The sequence below is a fragment of the Halorubrum sp. Atlit-8R genome (assembly GCF_003666025.1).
Taxonomy (GTDB): domain Archaea; phylum Halobacteriota; class Halobacteria; order Halobacteriales; family Haloferacaceae; genus Halorubrum; species Halorubrum salinarum.
This window is the reverse complement of the sequence record NZ_QPLV01000001.1, coordinates 131,566-145,716: the sequence shown is the minus strand read 5'-3', so window position 1 is coordinate 145,716 and position 14,151 is coordinate 131,566. Positions and strand designations below refer to the sequence as shown.

14 protein-coding genes are annotated in these 14,151 nt (G+C 76.4%); 11 read left to right on the top strand and 3 right to left on the bottom strand.

All coding sequences use genetic code 11. The annotated features are described in order from the left end of the window. Positions 1–9 precede the first annotated feature (9 nt). A complete protein-coding gene (locus DVK05_RS00640) occupies positions 10–1,146 on the top strand; it encodes a serine hydrolase (RefSeq protein WP_121561529.1) in 1,137 nt (378 codons plus the stop codon). Positions 1,147–1,170: 24 nt separating this feature from the next. Here the strand turns inward: DVK05_RS00640 and DVK05_RS00635 are convergent, their stop codons facing one another. Next, positions 1,171–2,541 (bottom strand): hypothetical protein, encoded by a 1,371-nt coding sequence (locus tag DVK05_RS00635; RefSeq protein ID WP_121561528.1) that lies wholly within the window; start codon positions 2,539–2,541, stop codon positions 1,171–1,173. A gap of 123 nt (positions 2,542–2,664) precedes the next feature. Continuing rightward, a complete protein-coding gene (locus DVK05_RS00630) occupies positions 2,665–3,255 on the bottom strand; it encodes a 50S ribosomal protein L15e (protein ID WP_049931415.1) in 591 nt (196 codons plus the stop codon). A 313-nt stretch (positions 3,256–3,568) separates the two neighbouring features. On the opposite strand from DVK05_RS00630, the gene DVK05_RS00625 reads away from it, so the two are divergent. The 10 genes from DVK05_RS00625 to trxA are packed head-to-tail and all read left to right on the top strand — an operon-like array spanning position 3,569 to position 13,285. Beyond that, a complete protein-coding gene (locus tag DVK05_RS00625; protein ID WP_121561527.1) occupies positions 3,569–4,666 on the top strand; it encodes a nicotinate-nucleotide--dimethylbenzimidazole phosphoribosyltransferase in 1,098 nt (365 codons plus the stop codon). Beyond that, complete coding sequence (locus DVK05_RS00620) at positions 4,663–6,000, top strand: cobyrinic acid a,c-diamide synthase (RefSeq protein ID WP_121561526.1); 1,338 nt, start codon at positions 4,663–4,665, stop codon at positions 5,998–6,000. The genes DVK05_RS00625 and DVK05_RS00620 overlap by 4 nt, the downstream gene beginning before the upstream one ends. Then, a complete protein-coding gene (locus tag DVK05_RS00615) occupies positions 5,997–7,016 on the top strand; it encodes a CobD/CbiB family cobalamin biosynthesis protein (protein WP_121561525.1) in 1,020 nt (339 codons plus the stop codon). Before DVK05_RS00620 ends, DVK05_RS00615 begins: the two co-directional genes overlap by 4 nt. Further along, positions 7,007–7,816, top strand: coding sequence for an adenosylcobinamide-GDP ribazoletransferase (gene cobS / locus DVK05_RS00610; protein WP_121561524.1), 810 nt, complete (start codon positions 7,007–7,009; stop codon positions 7,814–7,816). The genes DVK05_RS00615 and cobS overlap by 10 nt, the downstream gene beginning before the upstream one ends. Further along, on the top strand, positions 7,816–8,562 hold the full coding sequence (locus DVK05_RS00605) for an NTP transferase domain-containing protein (RefSeq protein ID WP_121561523.1): 747 nt from the start codon (positions 7,816–7,818) through the stop codon (positions 8,560–8,562). Before cobS ends, DVK05_RS00605 begins: the two co-directional genes overlap by 1 nt. After that, positions 8,559–9,632: an aminotransferase class I/II-fold pyridoxal phosphate-dependent enzyme gene (locus tag DVK05_RS00600; RefSeq protein ID WP_121561522.1), complete on the top strand. Its 1,074-nt coding sequence runs from the start codon at positions 8,559–8,561 to the stop codon at positions 9,630–9,632. Before DVK05_RS00605 ends, DVK05_RS00600 begins: the two co-directional genes overlap by 4 nt. After that, the gene (locus DVK05_RS00595; protein WP_121562426.1) at positions 9,625–10,389 is read left to right on the top strand and encodes an adenosylcobinamide amidohydrolase; all 765 of its coding nucleotides are present in this window, start codon (positions 9,625–9,627) and stop codon (positions 10,387–10,389) included. The genes DVK05_RS00600 and DVK05_RS00595 overlap by 8 nt, the downstream gene beginning before the upstream one ends. After that, the gene (locus DVK05_RS00590; protein ID WP_121561521.1) at positions 10,386–11,150 is read left to right on the top strand and encodes a cob(I)yrinic acid a,c-diamide adenosyltransferase; all 765 of its coding nucleotides are present in this window, start codon (positions 10,386–10,388) and stop codon (positions 11,148–11,150) included. The genes DVK05_RS00595 and DVK05_RS00590 overlap by 4 nt, the downstream gene beginning before the upstream one ends. Positions 11,151–11,161: 11 nt before the next feature. Continuing rightward, entirely contained in the window at positions 11,162–12,739 is a 1,578-nt protein-coding gene (locus DVK05_RS00585) for a cobyric acid synthase (RefSeq protein WP_121561520.1), read from the top strand. A 57-nt stretch (positions 12,740–12,796) separates the two neighbouring features. After that, positions 12,797–13,285 (top strand): thioredoxin, encoded by a 489-nt coding sequence (trxA, locus tag DVK05_RS00580; protein WP_121561519.1) that lies wholly within the window; start codon positions 12,797–12,799, stop codon positions 13,283–13,285. Positions 13,286–13,312: 27 nt separating this feature from the next. On the opposite strand, the gene DVK05_RS00575 is transcribed toward trxA, so the two are convergent. Further along, complete coding sequence (locus DVK05_RS00575; protein WP_121561518.1) at positions 13,313–14,008, bottom strand: helix-turn-helix domain-containing protein; 696 nt, start codon at positions 14,006–14,008, stop codon at positions 13,313–13,315. Positions 14,009–14,151 lie beyond the last annotated feature (143 nt).

Genomic DNA, 14,151 nt, shown 5'->3' with positions numbered 1-14,151 from the left:
AGGCGGGGTATGTACTTCCCCGACGCGGGCGAGTGGGAACGGCGCGACCCCGAGGCGGTCGGGCTCGACCCGGAGGCCGTCGCGGCCGCGGCCGACTACCACAGGCTGAACGGCACGCCGCGCGAGCAGATCAACTACGACTTCGCGGACCACGAGACGTGGGACGACGCCGAGGGCGAGCACGGGCAGCGGATCGGGCCCCACCCCGCGCGGCGCGGCGGCCCGGCGGGACTCGTCCTCAAGGACGGTTACCTCGTCGCGGAGTGGGGCGACACCCGGCGCGTGGACCAGGCGTTCAGCGTCGCCAAGAGCTTCCTCTCGGTCGTCGCGGGCGTGGCGTGGGACCGCGGCGAGATCGGTTCCGTCGACGACCGCGTCCGCGAGTACGTCGACGACGGCGGGTTCGAGGGCGACCACAACGGGGCGATCACGTGGCGCCACCTGCTCCACCAGACCAGCGAGTGGGAGGGGACGCTGTTCGGCAAGCCCGACGCCGTCGACCGCAACCGGGCGGTCGGGAAGGACGGCGAGGCGCTCGACAAGTCGGAGACGCGGTCGCTCCGCGAGCCGGGGACGTTCTGGGAGTACAACGACGTGCGGATCAACCGCCTCTCGCTGGCGCTCCTGCGAACGGTCGGCCGGCCGCTCCCCCGCGTGCTCGCGGAGAACGTCATGGAACCGGTCGGCGCCACCGACACCTGGGAGTGGCACGGCTACTACAACTCGACGGTCGACGTGGACGGGACGGCGATGAAGAGCGTCTCCGGCGGCGGCCACTGGGGCGGCGGGCTGTGGATCTCCGCTCGCGACCTCGCCCGGGTCGGCCTGCTGTACCTCAACGGCGGGGAGTGGGACGGGAACCGACTGCTCTCGGAGGCGTGGGTCGACGCGTCGACCGAGCCCTGTGAGGTCAACGAGGGCTACGGCTACCTGTGGTGGCTCAACGAGGGCCGGACGCTGTGGCCGAGCGCCCCCGAGTCGGCGTACGCCGCCCTCGGCCACGGGCAGAACACCGTCTGGGTCGACCCCGAACACGACCTCGTCGTCGTGCTCCGGTGGCTGCGCTACGACGAGGACGCCGAGGAGACCGACGCGCGGACCGAACAGGACCGGTTCTACGCGAAACTGCTCGACGGGCTCGACTGAGCCCCGACGGCGGGGCGCGCCGACTCACTCGGTCGCCGCCGCCACGGCGTCGGTCATCCAGCAGTCGTCCACGTCGCCGAGGGAGGTGTCCGTGTCCCCGCTCCCGCCGGCGACGCGCACGAGTCGGAACTCGTACCGGCCGGTGACGCTGCCGTTCTCCCGGGTGACGACCTCAACGTAGGCGGCGTCGTCGACGACGTCCGGCACCGAGTACTGGGCGGTGTCGTACGTGAGCATCGGCCCGTACAGCGGCGTCTCGAACAGCTCTGCGTACTCCTCGGTCGAGCCGACCAGGTCCCTGTTCTGCGGCGAGGCGAACGCCCGGAGGGTCCGGATCCCGTCGTTCGTCGCGTTGTCGTTGTAGCGGAGCGCGTTCATCTGGATCTGGACGACCTGGAGCGCGGACCGCTCGCAGGTGGGCGACGGCGCCGTGTTGCGCGCGGCCTCGCCCGTCGGATCGCCGTCCGCGACCGAGACGGTGTTCGCGCCGCCGTCGGTCGATCCGCCGCTCCCGTCGTCGCTCTCGCTCGCCGCTTCGGTCGGGTCCGAGTCGTTTCCCGCCGGGTCGCTCGCCCCGTCGCCCCCGACGCCGGCGAGACCGCCCGGGCCGCCGACCCCGGCGGCGCCGGCCGCGAACCCGGCCCCGGCCGCCGCGACGAGGAGGACGGCGACGCCGACCGCCGCGAGGAGCGCCCGTCGGTCCGTTCGTTCGCTCGCCCCGTCGGTCGCGGTCGCCTCGTCGCTCGTATCCGTCGCGGCCGCCTCGCTCCCCGGTCGGGCGTCGGCCCGCGAGTCGCCCGAGGAGCCGGAGGCGGTGCGGTCGGCGGCGGTGCGGTCGGCGGACCGGAGGCCCGAACCGTCGTCGTCACCGGTGGGTTCCGGCGCAGCGGCGCCCGGCACGCCGGCGCCCGACTCGTCGCCGTCGTCGGTCACCGCGTCCGCGTCGTCGTCCGCCGGACCGGTACCGGAGTCCGGTGCGTCGGCGGCGGGAGCGGCTGCGCTCTCGTAGGCCGCGGACCGGATCGGCACGTCGAGGAACCGGTCGGAGACGGCGTTCGCCGTCGCCGGCGGGACCCCGTACAGCAGGCGCTCTCGGAGGTCGGCCGGGGTCACCACGTCGGCGTCGAACCCGGCGTCGAGGTCGTCGAGCAGCGAGTCGCTGGCGACGACGACGGCGTCCGCCGGGGCGTCGGGGACGGTCCCGTCGGCGGCCGCGACCGCGAGCAGTTCGGTCCGTCGGCCGCCCTCGGTCACCGTGACCCGCGGCGGGTCGACGTCGACGGCGTCGGCGGTCGCCGCGTACGTCTCGGCGACGAAGTCCGCGAACGCGTCGCCGTCGAGCGACTCGAGTTCGGTCGCGAACGCGTCGAGCGGAATGGGCGCGTTCGCGGTCACGGAGCGATCGCCACGTACGTGAGTATGTGACGCGGTCTCTTTGCTCTTGCGTCGCCGTCGCACGGCCCCGCGGCTCGTCGGGAGCGCGGACCGCGAGGAAAAACGTCGGTTGCGTCGAGGGCGTTACTTGCCCTGCCGGTCGTTCGAGGTGACGCTCGGGCGCGTCTTCTCGGTGCCCTTGCCGCGCTTGCGCTGGCCGCGGCCCTTGGTGCCGGCGGAGGTGAGGCCGCGGTACGCGCGACCCTTGTGGTCGTCCGAGCAGATCCAGTTCAGGTCGTCGTCGTTTTCGATCGCGGGGTGGGCGGGGTCCACGAGGATGACCTCGTGCCACTTCTGGGAGCCGTCCTCACCGACCCAGTAGGAGTTGAGCACGCGGAGGTTGCGGTACTTCCGCGAGGCGCGCTCCTCGGCGATGCGCTGGATCGACTTGCGCCGCGAGACGCGGTTGACGCCCTGGCGCTTCGAGCGGCGGCCCGCCTTGAAGCGCTGCTTGCGCGAGCCGCCCTTCCGGACGCTTACGCGGGCGACGATGACGCCCTGCTTGGCCTTGTAGCCCAGTTCGCGGGCCTTGTCCAGCCGGGTGGGGCGCTCGATGCGCTCGATGGCGCCCTGGTCGCGCCACTCCTGTTTGCGCTGCCACTGCAGCTCGGCCAGTTTCCCCTCCTTGGGGGACCGCCACGCCTCCTTGATGTGCGAGTAGAAGCTTCGTGCCATTGTGTGTCCGCGGACGGTTGCGATTCAGCCGCGAGGGGCCACATGTCGTCTCGTCCCGGGCGCGCGTCGGCCGACCCGACGTTCCCGGCGGCGAGTGCCCGCTGTGTCCGCACCAGCGAGTTGGCGAATTTACCCGCGGTCCGCCCTTAACCGCTTCGCTCCGCGGGTCGCGTGCGGAGGAGTGACAGGGAGGCTCGGCCGCGCTCCCGGCGCCCCGCGTCGATCGATTAAAGTTCACTTGTATCGATTAACCGCCAGTGGTACACATCGACGCCGCGCCGGACCGACGCGGCCTCGACGGAGGGGGTGTCCGGTGGGGGACGTGACCCTCGTCGTCGTCGCCGGGACGACCGAGACGGCCGCGATCGACGGGATCAGCGCCGCGGGCGCCGACCCCGACCTGCGCGTCCACACGCCGAGCGCCGACCTCGAGATCGTCGCGTCCGGGCGCCCGGCGCCGGGCTCGCCCGTGCCGGTGAGCCCGGGCGGCTGTCCGACCCCCGCGGTCGTCACCCGCGCCGTCCGCGAACTGCTCGGCCCCGAGTCGCTCACCGCCGAGTTCGTCGACGCCGGGCTGGGAGCGCCCACCGCGGCCGCGACGCGCGGCGTCGGCGCGGCGCCGGGCGGCGACGTGCGCGACCCGGAACCGGTCCCGGCGGCGGCGACCGTCTTCGAGCGCGCGCGGTCGCTGGCCCCGGACCTCGCCGCGTCCGGGAGCGGCGACGACGCGGGCGGCGACGGGGCGACCGAACTCCTCGTCGCGGAGACGATCCCGGGCGGAACGACGACCGGGCTCGGGGTCCTGACCGCGCTCGGCGAGCGCGCCGCGGTCTCCTCGTCGCTCCCGGCGAACCCGATCGAGCGCAAGCGCCGCGTCGTCGCCGAGGGGCTGGCGGCGAGCGGCCTCGACCCGGGCGGCGCGGCGGGCGACCCGATCGAGGCGGTCCGGCTGGCCGGCGACCCGGTCCTCGCCGCGGTCGCCGGGCTCCTCGTCGGCTGCGCGGACGCGGGGATCGACGTCACGCTCGCGGGCGGCACCCAGCTCGCGGCCGCGGCGGCGCTCGCGCGGCACGCCGGCGTCGACCGCCGGCTCCCGCTGGCGACCACGTCGCTCGTCGCCGACGACCCCACGGCGGACCTCCCGGCGCTCGCCGCCGACCTCGACCTGACGCTCGCGGCGGCCGACCCCGGGTTCGCCGAGGGCGACCACCCCGCGCTGGCGGCGTACGCCCGGGGCGAGGCGAAGGAGGGCGTCGGCATGGGCGGGGCGCTCGCCCTCGCCGACCGGGCGGAGGTCGCTGACGCCGCCGTCCGCGATCGGATCGCCGCCGTGACCGACCGACTGCTCGCCGATCGCGCGCCGCGCGACCCGGACGAGTCGACGCCGACGACCGGGGGTGACCCGCCGTGAAGGGGCTCGTCCTCGCCGGCACCGCCTCCGGCGTCGGTAAGACCGTGGCGACGCTCGCGGCGCTGCGCGCGTTCGAGGCCGCGGGACGGACGGTCCAGCCCGCGAAGGCGGGCCCGGACTTCATCGACCCGAGCCACCACGCCCGGGTCACGGGCCGGCCCTCGCGGACGCTCGACCCGTGGCTCCAGGGGCCCAAGGGGCTCCGCCGGAACTACGCCCGCGGCGAGGGCGACGTGTGCGTGATCGAGGGTATGATGGGGCTGTACGACGGCGACGCGGCGAGCACGGCCGGCGTCGCGGCCGCGCTCGACCTGCCGGTCGTCCTCGTCGTCGACGCGAGCGCGGGGATGGAAAGCGTCGCGGCGACCGCGCTCGGCTTCGCGGCGTACGCCGACCGGACGCCCCACGACCTCGACGTGGCGGGCGTGATCGCCCAGCGGGCCCACGGCGGCCGCCACGAGGACGGGATCCGCGAGGCGCTCCCCGACGGGCTCGCCTACTGCGGCCGGGTCCCGCCCCGCGAGGACCTCGAGGTCCCCGACCGGCACCTCGGGCTCCGGATGGCCGAGGAGGCCCCGCTCGACGACGCGGCGCTCGACGCCGCCGCCGAGGCGCTCCGGACCGACCGGCTGCTCGACCTCGCGCGCGAGCCGACGCCGCGGGCGGAGGCGACCCCGAACGCGGGCGCCGGAGACGCCGCCGTGGGCGGGGGCGACGAGGATTCCCCGCGGATCGCGGTCGCCGACGACGCCGCGTTCCGGTTCGTCTACCCGGCCACCCGCGAGCGCCTCGCGGAGCGCGCGACGGTGGTCCCGTTCGCGCCCGCGGCAGGCGACGAGCTCCCGCCCTGCGACGGGGTCTACCTCCCCGGCGGCTACCCGGAGCTCCACGCCGAGTCGCTGGCGAACGGGCCGGCGCTCGGCTCGGTCGCGGACGCCGCGGCCGAGGGGACCCCCGTCCTCGGCGAGTGCGGCGGGCTGATGGCGCTCGCGGAGACGCTGACGACGGTCGACGGCGACGCCCACGAGATGGCCGGCGTCCTCCCCGCGAGCGTCGAGATGCGGGAGCGGTACCAGGGGCTCGACCACGTCGAACTGCGCGCGCGGACCGAGACGCTCACCGCGGGCGCGGGCGACCGGCTCCGCGGCCACGAGTTCCACTACTCCGGGGCCGCGGTCGCCGACGACGCCCGGTTCGCGTTCGACGTGGAGCGCGGGACCGGGATCGACGGCGACCGCGAGGGGCTCGTCGAGCACCGGACCCTCGGCACGTACTGCCACGTCCACGCCGCGAGCGGGGCGTTCGACGCGTTCCTCGACGAGGTGGAAGGGTGACGGGGACGGGACCCCTCCCGGCCGCGGCGGTCACGCTGCTCGCCCCGCTCGCCGTCGCCGTCGCGCTCGACCTCGCGGTCGCGGAGCCGCCCCGGCGGGTCCATCCGGTGGCGCTGTTCGGGCGCCTCGTCGAACCCGTCGACCGCGAGTGGAAGCGTCCGGGACTCGTCGGCGTCGCGGTCGCGGTCGCGCTCCCGCTCGCGGCGGCCGCGGTCTGCGGCGGAGCGGTCCGCCTCGCGGCCGTCTACGGCCCCTGGATCGGGGGCGTTCCGGTCGTCGCCGTCGCCGTCGCGGCCGCCGTCTGCTTCTCGACCGCGAGCCTGCGCATGCTGCTCGACGTGACGGGCGAGGTGGTCGCGGAGAGCGAGGCCGACCCCGACGCGGCCCGGGAGTCCGTCCGGGCGCTCGTCGGGCGCGACCCGGCCGCCCTCTCGCCCGCAGACCTCCGGAGCGCCGCGGTCGAGAGCGCCGCCGAGAACCTCGCTGACGGGTTCGTCGCGCCCCTCGCCTGGTTCGTCGCGGGCGCGACCGTCGCCGTCGCGCTCGCCGCGGCGGCGGGGGGCACAGCGGTCCCGTCGGTCGCGCTCGCCGCCGGCGTCGCGGCCGCCGCCTGGGCGAAGGCCGTGAACACGCTCGACTCGATGCTCGGCTACCGCTCGAAGCCCGTCGGGCGGGCGAGCGCCCGGCTCGACGACGCCGTCATGTTCCTCCCGGCGCGGGTCGCCGCGGGCTGTCTCGCGGTCGCCGCTCAGTCCCCGGAGAGCCTGCGGCGCGCGCGGCCGCTGGCCCGCGAGCCCGCCTCCCCGAACTCGGGGTGGCCGATGGCGACGGCCGCGGTCGCGCTCGGCGTCCGCCTGGAGAAGCCGGGCGCGTACGCGCTCGCTGGAGGACCCGAACCGCCGACGCCCGCAGCCGCCCGGGAGGCCGTGCGCCTCGTCGGCGCCGCGGGCGGCGTCGCGGTCGCGGCCGCGGCCGGGTGGCTCCTCGCGCTCGCGGGGGTGGTCGCGTGGTCCTGACGGTCGCCGCGCTCCGCGGCGCGCTCGGGTTCTGCTCGCGGGTCCCCGTCGGCCGCGACGAGGCGGCCTGGGAGGCGTTCCGGCGGACGCCCGCGGCCATGCCGGCGGTCGCCTACGCGCTCGGCGCCCTGGTCGCGCTCCCGGTCGTCGCCGCGACGCTGCTCCCGGTCCCGGTCCCGTCCCCCACGGTCGCGGCGGCCGTCCCCGTCTGGCTGTACCTCGTCACCGGGATCACCCACCTCGACGGCGTCGCCGACCTCGGCGACGCGGCGGTCGTCCACGGGGACGCCGAGCGCCGCCGCGAGGTGATGAAGGACTCGGCGCTCGGCGTCGGCGGCGCGCTCGCGGTGGCGCTCGTCGTCTTCGGCCTCGCGACGGCGGCGACGGTGGCGGTGGACCTCGCCCGGCTCTCGCTCGTCGACGCCGTCGCGCTCGTCGTCGCCGCCGAGGTCGGCGCGAGGGGCGCCGCGGCCGCGCTCGTCTGCGTCGGCGAGGCTCCCCACGAGGGGCTCGGGTCGGCGCTGACCGCCGAGTCCGGCCCGCGGGGCCTGATCTGGGTCGCGCTCGCGGCGGCCCCCGCCGCGCTGCTGGGCCCCGCCGCGGCGGCGGCGGGCGTCGGATTCAACGCCGCGTTCGTCCCCGGCGCGGCGCTGGCCGCCGCGGGCGCCGTCGCCGTCGTCGGGCTGGCGTGGGCGAACGCGCGCCTCGGCGGGGTCAGCGGCGACGTGCTCGGCGCGACGACCGAGGTCGCCCGGGTCGTCGGGGTTCACGCGGGGGTGATCGCGTGGACGCTCTCGTGATGTGCGGCGGCCGGGGCACCCGGCTCGGCGAGGGCGAGAAGCCGCTCGCGGCGGTCGCCGGGCGGTCGATGGTCGACCGCGCGCTCGACGCGCTCGCCGCGAGCCGAGTCGAGACGGCGTACGCCGCCGTCTCACCGCACACGCCGCGGACGCGCGAGCGACTGGTCGCGCGGCGGGACGGGAGCGCCGACGATTCGGATGCGGGACCGGTCGACCTCCGGGTGCTCGACACGCCGGGCGACGGGTACGTCGCGGACCTCCGGGCGGCCCTCGAAGCCGGCCCGGACGCGCCGGCGCTCACCCTCGCGGTCGACCTGCCGCTGCTCGACGGCCCGGCGGTCGACGCGGTCCTCGACGCGCACGCGGCCGCCGACGCCGACGCGCTCTCGGTCCGCGTGCCCGCGGCGCGCAAGCGGGAGCTCGGCGCGAGCGCCGACGCCGCGACGCGGTACGACGAGGGAGACGGCGGCGGGGCGAGCGACGAGGCGAACGACGGCGAGGCGAGCGGGGAAGCCGCCGGCGACCGCGTTCCCGCCGGGATCAACGTCGTCGGCACGCTCGACGGCGCTGGCGACGAGGCCGTCCGGGCGACCCGCGACGCGCGCCTCGCCGTCAACGTCAACCGCCCCGGGGACCGCCGCCTCGCGGAGCGACTGCTCGACGGCGACGGACCCGAACCGCTCCCGACCGGCGGGGTCGACTGGCTCGACGCGACGGCGGCGCGCGGGGGAGGTGGGCGGTCGTGAACCGAGAGCGCGCCGCGGCGCTCGGCCGCGAGCCGCACGGGAGCAGCGACGATCCCGACCTGCTGGACTTCAGCGCGAACGCGAACCCCGAGGTCCCCGACGGCGTCGAGCGCGTCTACCGGGCGGCGTTCGAGCGGGCGCGGACGTACCCGCCCGAGCCGCCGGCGGCGTTCCGGCGGGCGGCCGCCGACTACGTGGGCTGCGACCCCGAGGATGTGGTCCCGACCCCGGGCGGGCTGGCGGCGATCCGCGCCGCGGTCGCGCTCGCGGTCGACGAGGGCGACACCGCCCTGCTCCCGGCGCCGAGCTTCGGCGAGTACGCCCGCGAGGTCCGGCTCCGGGGCGGCGAGCCGTCGTTCGTCGACGCCGACCGCGTCCTCGACGCCGACCCGAGCGGCCACGCGCTCGCGGTCGTCTGTACCCCGAACAACCCCACCGGGACCGGCTACGACCGCGACGCGCTGCTCGCGTTCGCCGAGCGCTGTCGGGCGGCCGGGGCCGTCTGCCTCGTCGACGAGGCGTTCCTCGGATTCACGGAGCGCGCGTCGCTCGCGGGGACCGACGGCGTCGTCGTCGCGCGGGCGCTCACCAAGCTGTTCGGGCTCCCCGGGATCCGGGCCGGCTTCGCGGTCGCGACGGGCGACCTCGGCGCGGCGCTGCGGGGCGCCCGCCGGACGTGGAACCTGGGCGCGCCGGCGCTCGCGACCGGCGAGTACTGCCTCCGGCAGGACGAGTTCGTCCGCGAGACCCGCGAGCGCGTCAGGCGGGAGCGCGACCGGCTGCGGGCCGCGCTCGGCGAGCGCTACGCGGTCGCCCCCTCCGAGGCGCCGTTCCTCCTCCTCGACGTCGGCGACCGCGACGTCGACGGCGTGATCGAACGCGCCCGCGACCGGGGGGTCGCCGTCCGCGACGCGCGGTCCTTCCGCGGCCTCGACGCGCACGTTCGGGTCGCGGTGCGCCGCCCGGCCGAGAACGACCGGCTCCTCGCGGCGCTCGGGGTCGGCGACGAAGCGGGAGATGGCGGCGGGTCGAGCGGTGGCGGAAGCCGAGGTGAGGGCGCCGATGTTTGAGGCGACCGTCAGCGAGGGCGTCCTCCGGCTCCGCCGACCGGGGACGCGCTGGCTCTCGACCGGCTGGGACGGCGGGCGGTCGCGGGCGGCGGCCGCGTACAACGTCACCGTCCCGGAGGGGTTCGACCGGACGGACCTCGCGGCCTACCGCGACGAGCGGCTGGCGCGGGCTGGATTCGCCGGCGAGGCCGACGACCGCGTCGGCGACGGCGGTAGCGGAGACGGCGACCCCGACGCCTCCCCGGCGCTGTTCACGGGCGTCTCGATGGAGCACGCCAGGGGGGCGCGGCTCGGACCCGCCGTCGCGTACGCGACCGTCGGCCTCTCGAACCCCGCGATGCTGCCGACGGATCCGGCCGGCGCGGCCGACTCGGGAGGGACGACGGAGGCCGCGGAGGGCCCGCCCGGCCCCGGGACGGTCAACCTGGTCGTCGGGACGACGCGGCGGCTGGCGCCCGGGGCCGCGGCGAACCTCGTCGCGGTCGCGGCCGAGGCGAAGGCGGCGACGCTGCTCGCGGCGGCCGGGGTCCCGGGGACGACGAGCGACGCGGTCGTCGTCGGCGACGACCCCGAGGGCGAGCCCGCGGCGTTCTCCGGCAGCGCCACCGCGGTCGGCGGGGCGGCCCGCGCCTGCGTCCGGGACGCGGTCCGCGCGAGCCTGCGGTCGCGGTACCCGGACGGCGACGTGCCCGGCTCGGCGGCCGACGCCGAACACGGCGTCGTCACCGACGAGCGGGGGGAGGTCTTCGATCCATGACACCGAACGACGACACCACCGACGAGGCATCGACCGACGAGAACGGCGAGAGCAGCGGGAACGGCGAGAGCAGCGAGAACGAGGCGACCCCGGCCGCCGACCGGAGCCGCACCCCCGGCGGGGGCGAGGCCCCCGAGCCCGAACCGATCGAGCCCGCCGCCCCCGAGGAGTTCGGCTTCGTTCAGGCCTGGTGGGGCGACGGGAAGGGGAAGACGACGGCAGCGATGGGGATGGGGTTCCGCGCCGCGGGCCACGGCTACCGCGTCCACATGCTCCAGCTGATGAAGGGCGGCGCCGACAGCGTCGAGGGCGTCCGCGGCGAGTACAACGCCATCGCCGCCGTCCCCGGGTTCACCTACGAGAACGCCGGCCACTACGGCTGGCACGGCCTGCTCGACGGGTCGGCCGACGACGAGCACGAGGCGAAGGCGGCGGCCGCCTTCGAGCGCGCGGAGGAGCTCGTCGCGGGCGCGGCCGACGCGGCCCTGACCGAGCCGCTCCCGCTCGACGGCGACCCCGAGGACGGCGTCCACATGCTGATCGTCGACGAGCTGCTGTACGCGGCCGACCGCGGGCTCGTCGCCCCCGACGACGTCGTCGCCCTCGCCGAGTCGAAGCCGGACGACCTCGAACTCGTCTTCACCGGGAGCCACGCCGAGCCGGAGTACCTCGACGGCGTCGCCGACCTGATCACGAACGTCCGCAAGGTCGCGCACCCGTTCGACGACGGCCAGCGCGCCCGCCGCGGGACGGAGTACTGAGGGCCCGAGAGATGGCCGCTCCCGACGCCGACACCGTCCTGATCGCGGGGACCGCGAGCCACGTCGGCAAGAGCACGCTGGCGGCCGGGCTCTGTCGGCTGCTCGCGCGGCGCGGCGTCTCGGTCGCGCCGTACAAGGCCCAGAACATGAGCAACAACGCGCGGGTCGCGCTGACGCCCGACGGCGAGTGGGGCGAGGTCGGCGTCTCCCAGCACGTCCAGGCGCGGGCGGCCGAGGTCCCGGCGACGACCGACATGAACCCCGTGCTGCTCAAGCCCCGCGGCGGCGGCGAGAGCCAGGTCGTGATCGACGGCGAGGCGGTCGCGAACGCCCCGGCGAGCGAGTACTACGACGACCGGTGGGACGAGGCGCGCGCGGCCGCGGTCGCGGCCCACGAGCGCCTCGCGGCCGCCCACGACGTGATCGTCGCGGAGGGCGCGGGGAGCGTCGCCGAGATCAACCTCCGCGACCGCGACCTCGCGAACGTCGAGTGCGCCCGGTTCGCGGACGCCGACATCCTGATCGCGGTCGACATCGAGCGCGGCGGGGCGTTCGCGAGCCTCTACGGGACCCTCGAACTGCTCCCCGACGACCTCCGCGAGCGCGTCCGCGGCGCCGTGATCACGAAGTTTCGCGGCGACCCGGGCCTCCTCGACCCCGGAATCGAGGAGATAGAGGCCCGGACGGGGGTACCGGTGATCGGCGTCGTCCCGCACGACGACCCCGGGCTCCCGGCCGAGGACAGCCTCTCGCTGCCGGACGCGGGGGAGGACGGACCGGGCGAGGGCGACCGCGACGGCGGCGTGCTCGGGAGCGACGACGGCGTCCCCGACGAGGCCGCCGTCCTGGTCGGGGTCCCGCGGCTCCCGCGCATCTCCAACTTCACCGACCTGGAGCCGCTGGCGCGCGAGCCGGGGGTCCGCGTCGCCTACCTCCCGCTCGACGCCGCGCTCGACGGGGTCGACGCGGTCGTCCTCCCCGGGTCGAAGAACACGGTCGACGACCTGCTGGCGCTCCGCGACGCCGGCTTCGACGCGGCGCTGCGCGCGTTCGACGGCCCCGTGGTCGGCGTCTGCGGCGGGTACCAGATCCTCGGCGAGCGGCTCGTCGGCGCCGACGTCGAGGGCGTCGGCGACCGCGAGGCGGTGCCGGGGGTCGGGGTCCTCCCCGTCGAGACCGAGTTCTCGACGGAGAAGCGCGTCGAGCGCGTGACGTGCGCCGTCGACGGCGCCGGCCCGATCGCGGGCGCGGAGGGCGACGCGACCGGCTACGAGATCCACGCCGGGCGGACGCGGCTCCTCGGCGACGCGGCCGACGAGGGGACGGCGGAGACCGCGGTCGCGACCGAGCCGCTCGGCGCGGGGAGCGTCGCGACCGACCGCGTCCTCGGGACGTACCTCCACGGGCTCTTCGAGACGGCCGCCGTGCGCGACGCCTTCGTCGAGCGGGTCTTCGCGCACGCGGGCCTGACGCGCCCGGACGGCGCGGCGACCGACCGCTCGCCGTACGACCGCGCGGCCGACCTCGTCGCGGAGCACGTGGACCTGCGCGCGGCCGGGCTCGGCGGGCTCCTCGGGCCGACGGAGTGACGCGCGAGCGGATCCGGCGGCGGAAGGTATATTGTTCCAAGCATCCAATACTGTTGTATGAGCGACGCAGCCGACGCGGACGAACCGGCGGGCGACGACGCGAAGACCGAGCGCGAGCGCATCCGCGAACGGAAGCGGCGGGAGCTCGAGGCGCGCCTCGGCGACGGCGAGGCGGTCGACGGGGGCGCCGAACCCGACGCCGGCGGCGACGGCGGGGCGGCGACCCCGAGCGAGCCGATCCACGTGAACGGGACGGACGAGCTCCGGCGCGCGGTCGACGAGCACGACGTGGTCTTGGTGGACTGTTACGCCGACTGGTGCGGGCCGTGTCAGATGATGGAGCCGGCGATCGAGGCGCTCGCCGCCGAGACCGACGCGGCGGTCGCGAAGGTCGACGTGGACGCGAACCAAGCGGTCGCCCAGCAGCTGGGCGCGCGCAGCATCCCGACGCTCGTCCTGTACGCCGACGGCGAGGCGGTCGACCGCTTCGTCGGCGCGCAGGACCGCGCGACGCTGGAGTCCGCGATCGCCGAACACGCCGCCTGAGGCGAGCCGTCAGTTCCCGGCGGGCCGTCAGTTCCCGGCCAGCGTCTCCTCCAACAGCTTCCGCTGCGCCGTCGCGAGGTGCTCGGCGAACGTCGACGGGGAGATGTCGAGCGCGCCGGCGACCTCGCTCGCGTTGGCGTCGCGGGGGCGCTCGAAGTAGCCCATGCGGTAGGCGGTCCGCAGCACCTCGCACTGGCGGTCGGTGAGGCGGCCGCGGTCGACGAGCGTCCGGTCCGGCGCCCCGTCGCCGCGCGCGGCGCCCTCGACGAGGTAGCGGACCTCGACGCGCTCCGCCGTCCCGTCGAGCGCCGAGACGATGTCGCGCAGGCGTTCGAGGTCGGGGAGGTGTAACGTTAGGAGGAGGACGCCGTCCTCGGCGCGGGCGTCAGCGATCGGACAGTCGAGCTCCTCGATGATCCGGCAGGCGCAGGCCCCGTCGCGGGGGCGCTCGTACCGGTACACGCGCTCGTCGCCGAGGTCGACGACGGAGGCGGGCTCCGGGACGCCCTCCGCGCCGTTGACCGCGTCCGGGTCGCGGGCGCGGAACTCCTCGGTGTGCGTGTCGCCCGCGTGCGTCCAGGTGACGCCCGTGATCGGGCCCTCGTGAGCGGTCGAGGCGGCGACGACCGGGCAGTTCCCCGTCCCGTGGATCGCGACGCCCGCGCGGACGCCGTCGGGCGTCGCGCCCGCGCCGTCGTCGGCCGGCTTCCCTCCGGTTCCCATCGCGTCGGAGTTAGTGCGACGGGCACAAAGGCCTGATCCCCGACGCGCGGCCCGCTCCGAGGGGTCACGCCGAGAACACCCGCAATACTGAGGGCCGGTCGGTATCGGTCCGCGCCCCGGAGTCGCGGCCGTGAACCGAGCGA

Bases quoted from the DNA above. Each gene is read 5' to 3' on its own strand.
- DVK05_RS00640 (WP_121561529.1), top strand. From the start codon at position 10: ATGTACTTCCCCGACGCGGGCGAGTGGGAACGGCGCGACCCCGAGGCG.
- DVK05_RS00630 (WP_049931415.1), bottom strand. From the start codon at position 3,255: ATGGCACGAAGCTTCTACTCGCACATCAAGGAGGCGTGGCGGTCCCCC.
- DVK05_RS00605 (WP_121561523.1), top strand. From the start codon at position 7,816: ATGTGCGGCGGCCGGGGCACCCGGCTCGGCGAGGGCGAGAAGCCGCTC.
- DVK05_RS00595 (WP_121562426.1), top strand. From the start codon at position 9,625: ATGTTTGAGGCGACCGTCAGCGAGGGCGTCCTCCGGCTCCGCCGACCG.
- DVK05_RS00590 (WP_121561521.1), top strand. From the start codon at position 10,386: ATGACACCGAACGACGACACCACCGACGAGGCATCGACCGACGAGAAC.
- DVK05_RS00585 (WP_121561520.1), top strand. From the start codon at position 11,162: ATGGCCGCTCCCGACGCCGACACCGTCCTGATCGCGGGGACCGCGAGC.
- trxA (WP_121561519.1), top strand. From the start codon at position 12,797: ATGAGCGACGCAGCCGACGCGGACGAACCGGCGGGCGACGACGCGAAG.
- DVK05_RS00575 (WP_121561518.1), bottom strand. From the start codon at position 14,008: ATGGGAACCGGAGGGAAGCCGGCCGACGACGGCGCGGGCGCGACGCCC.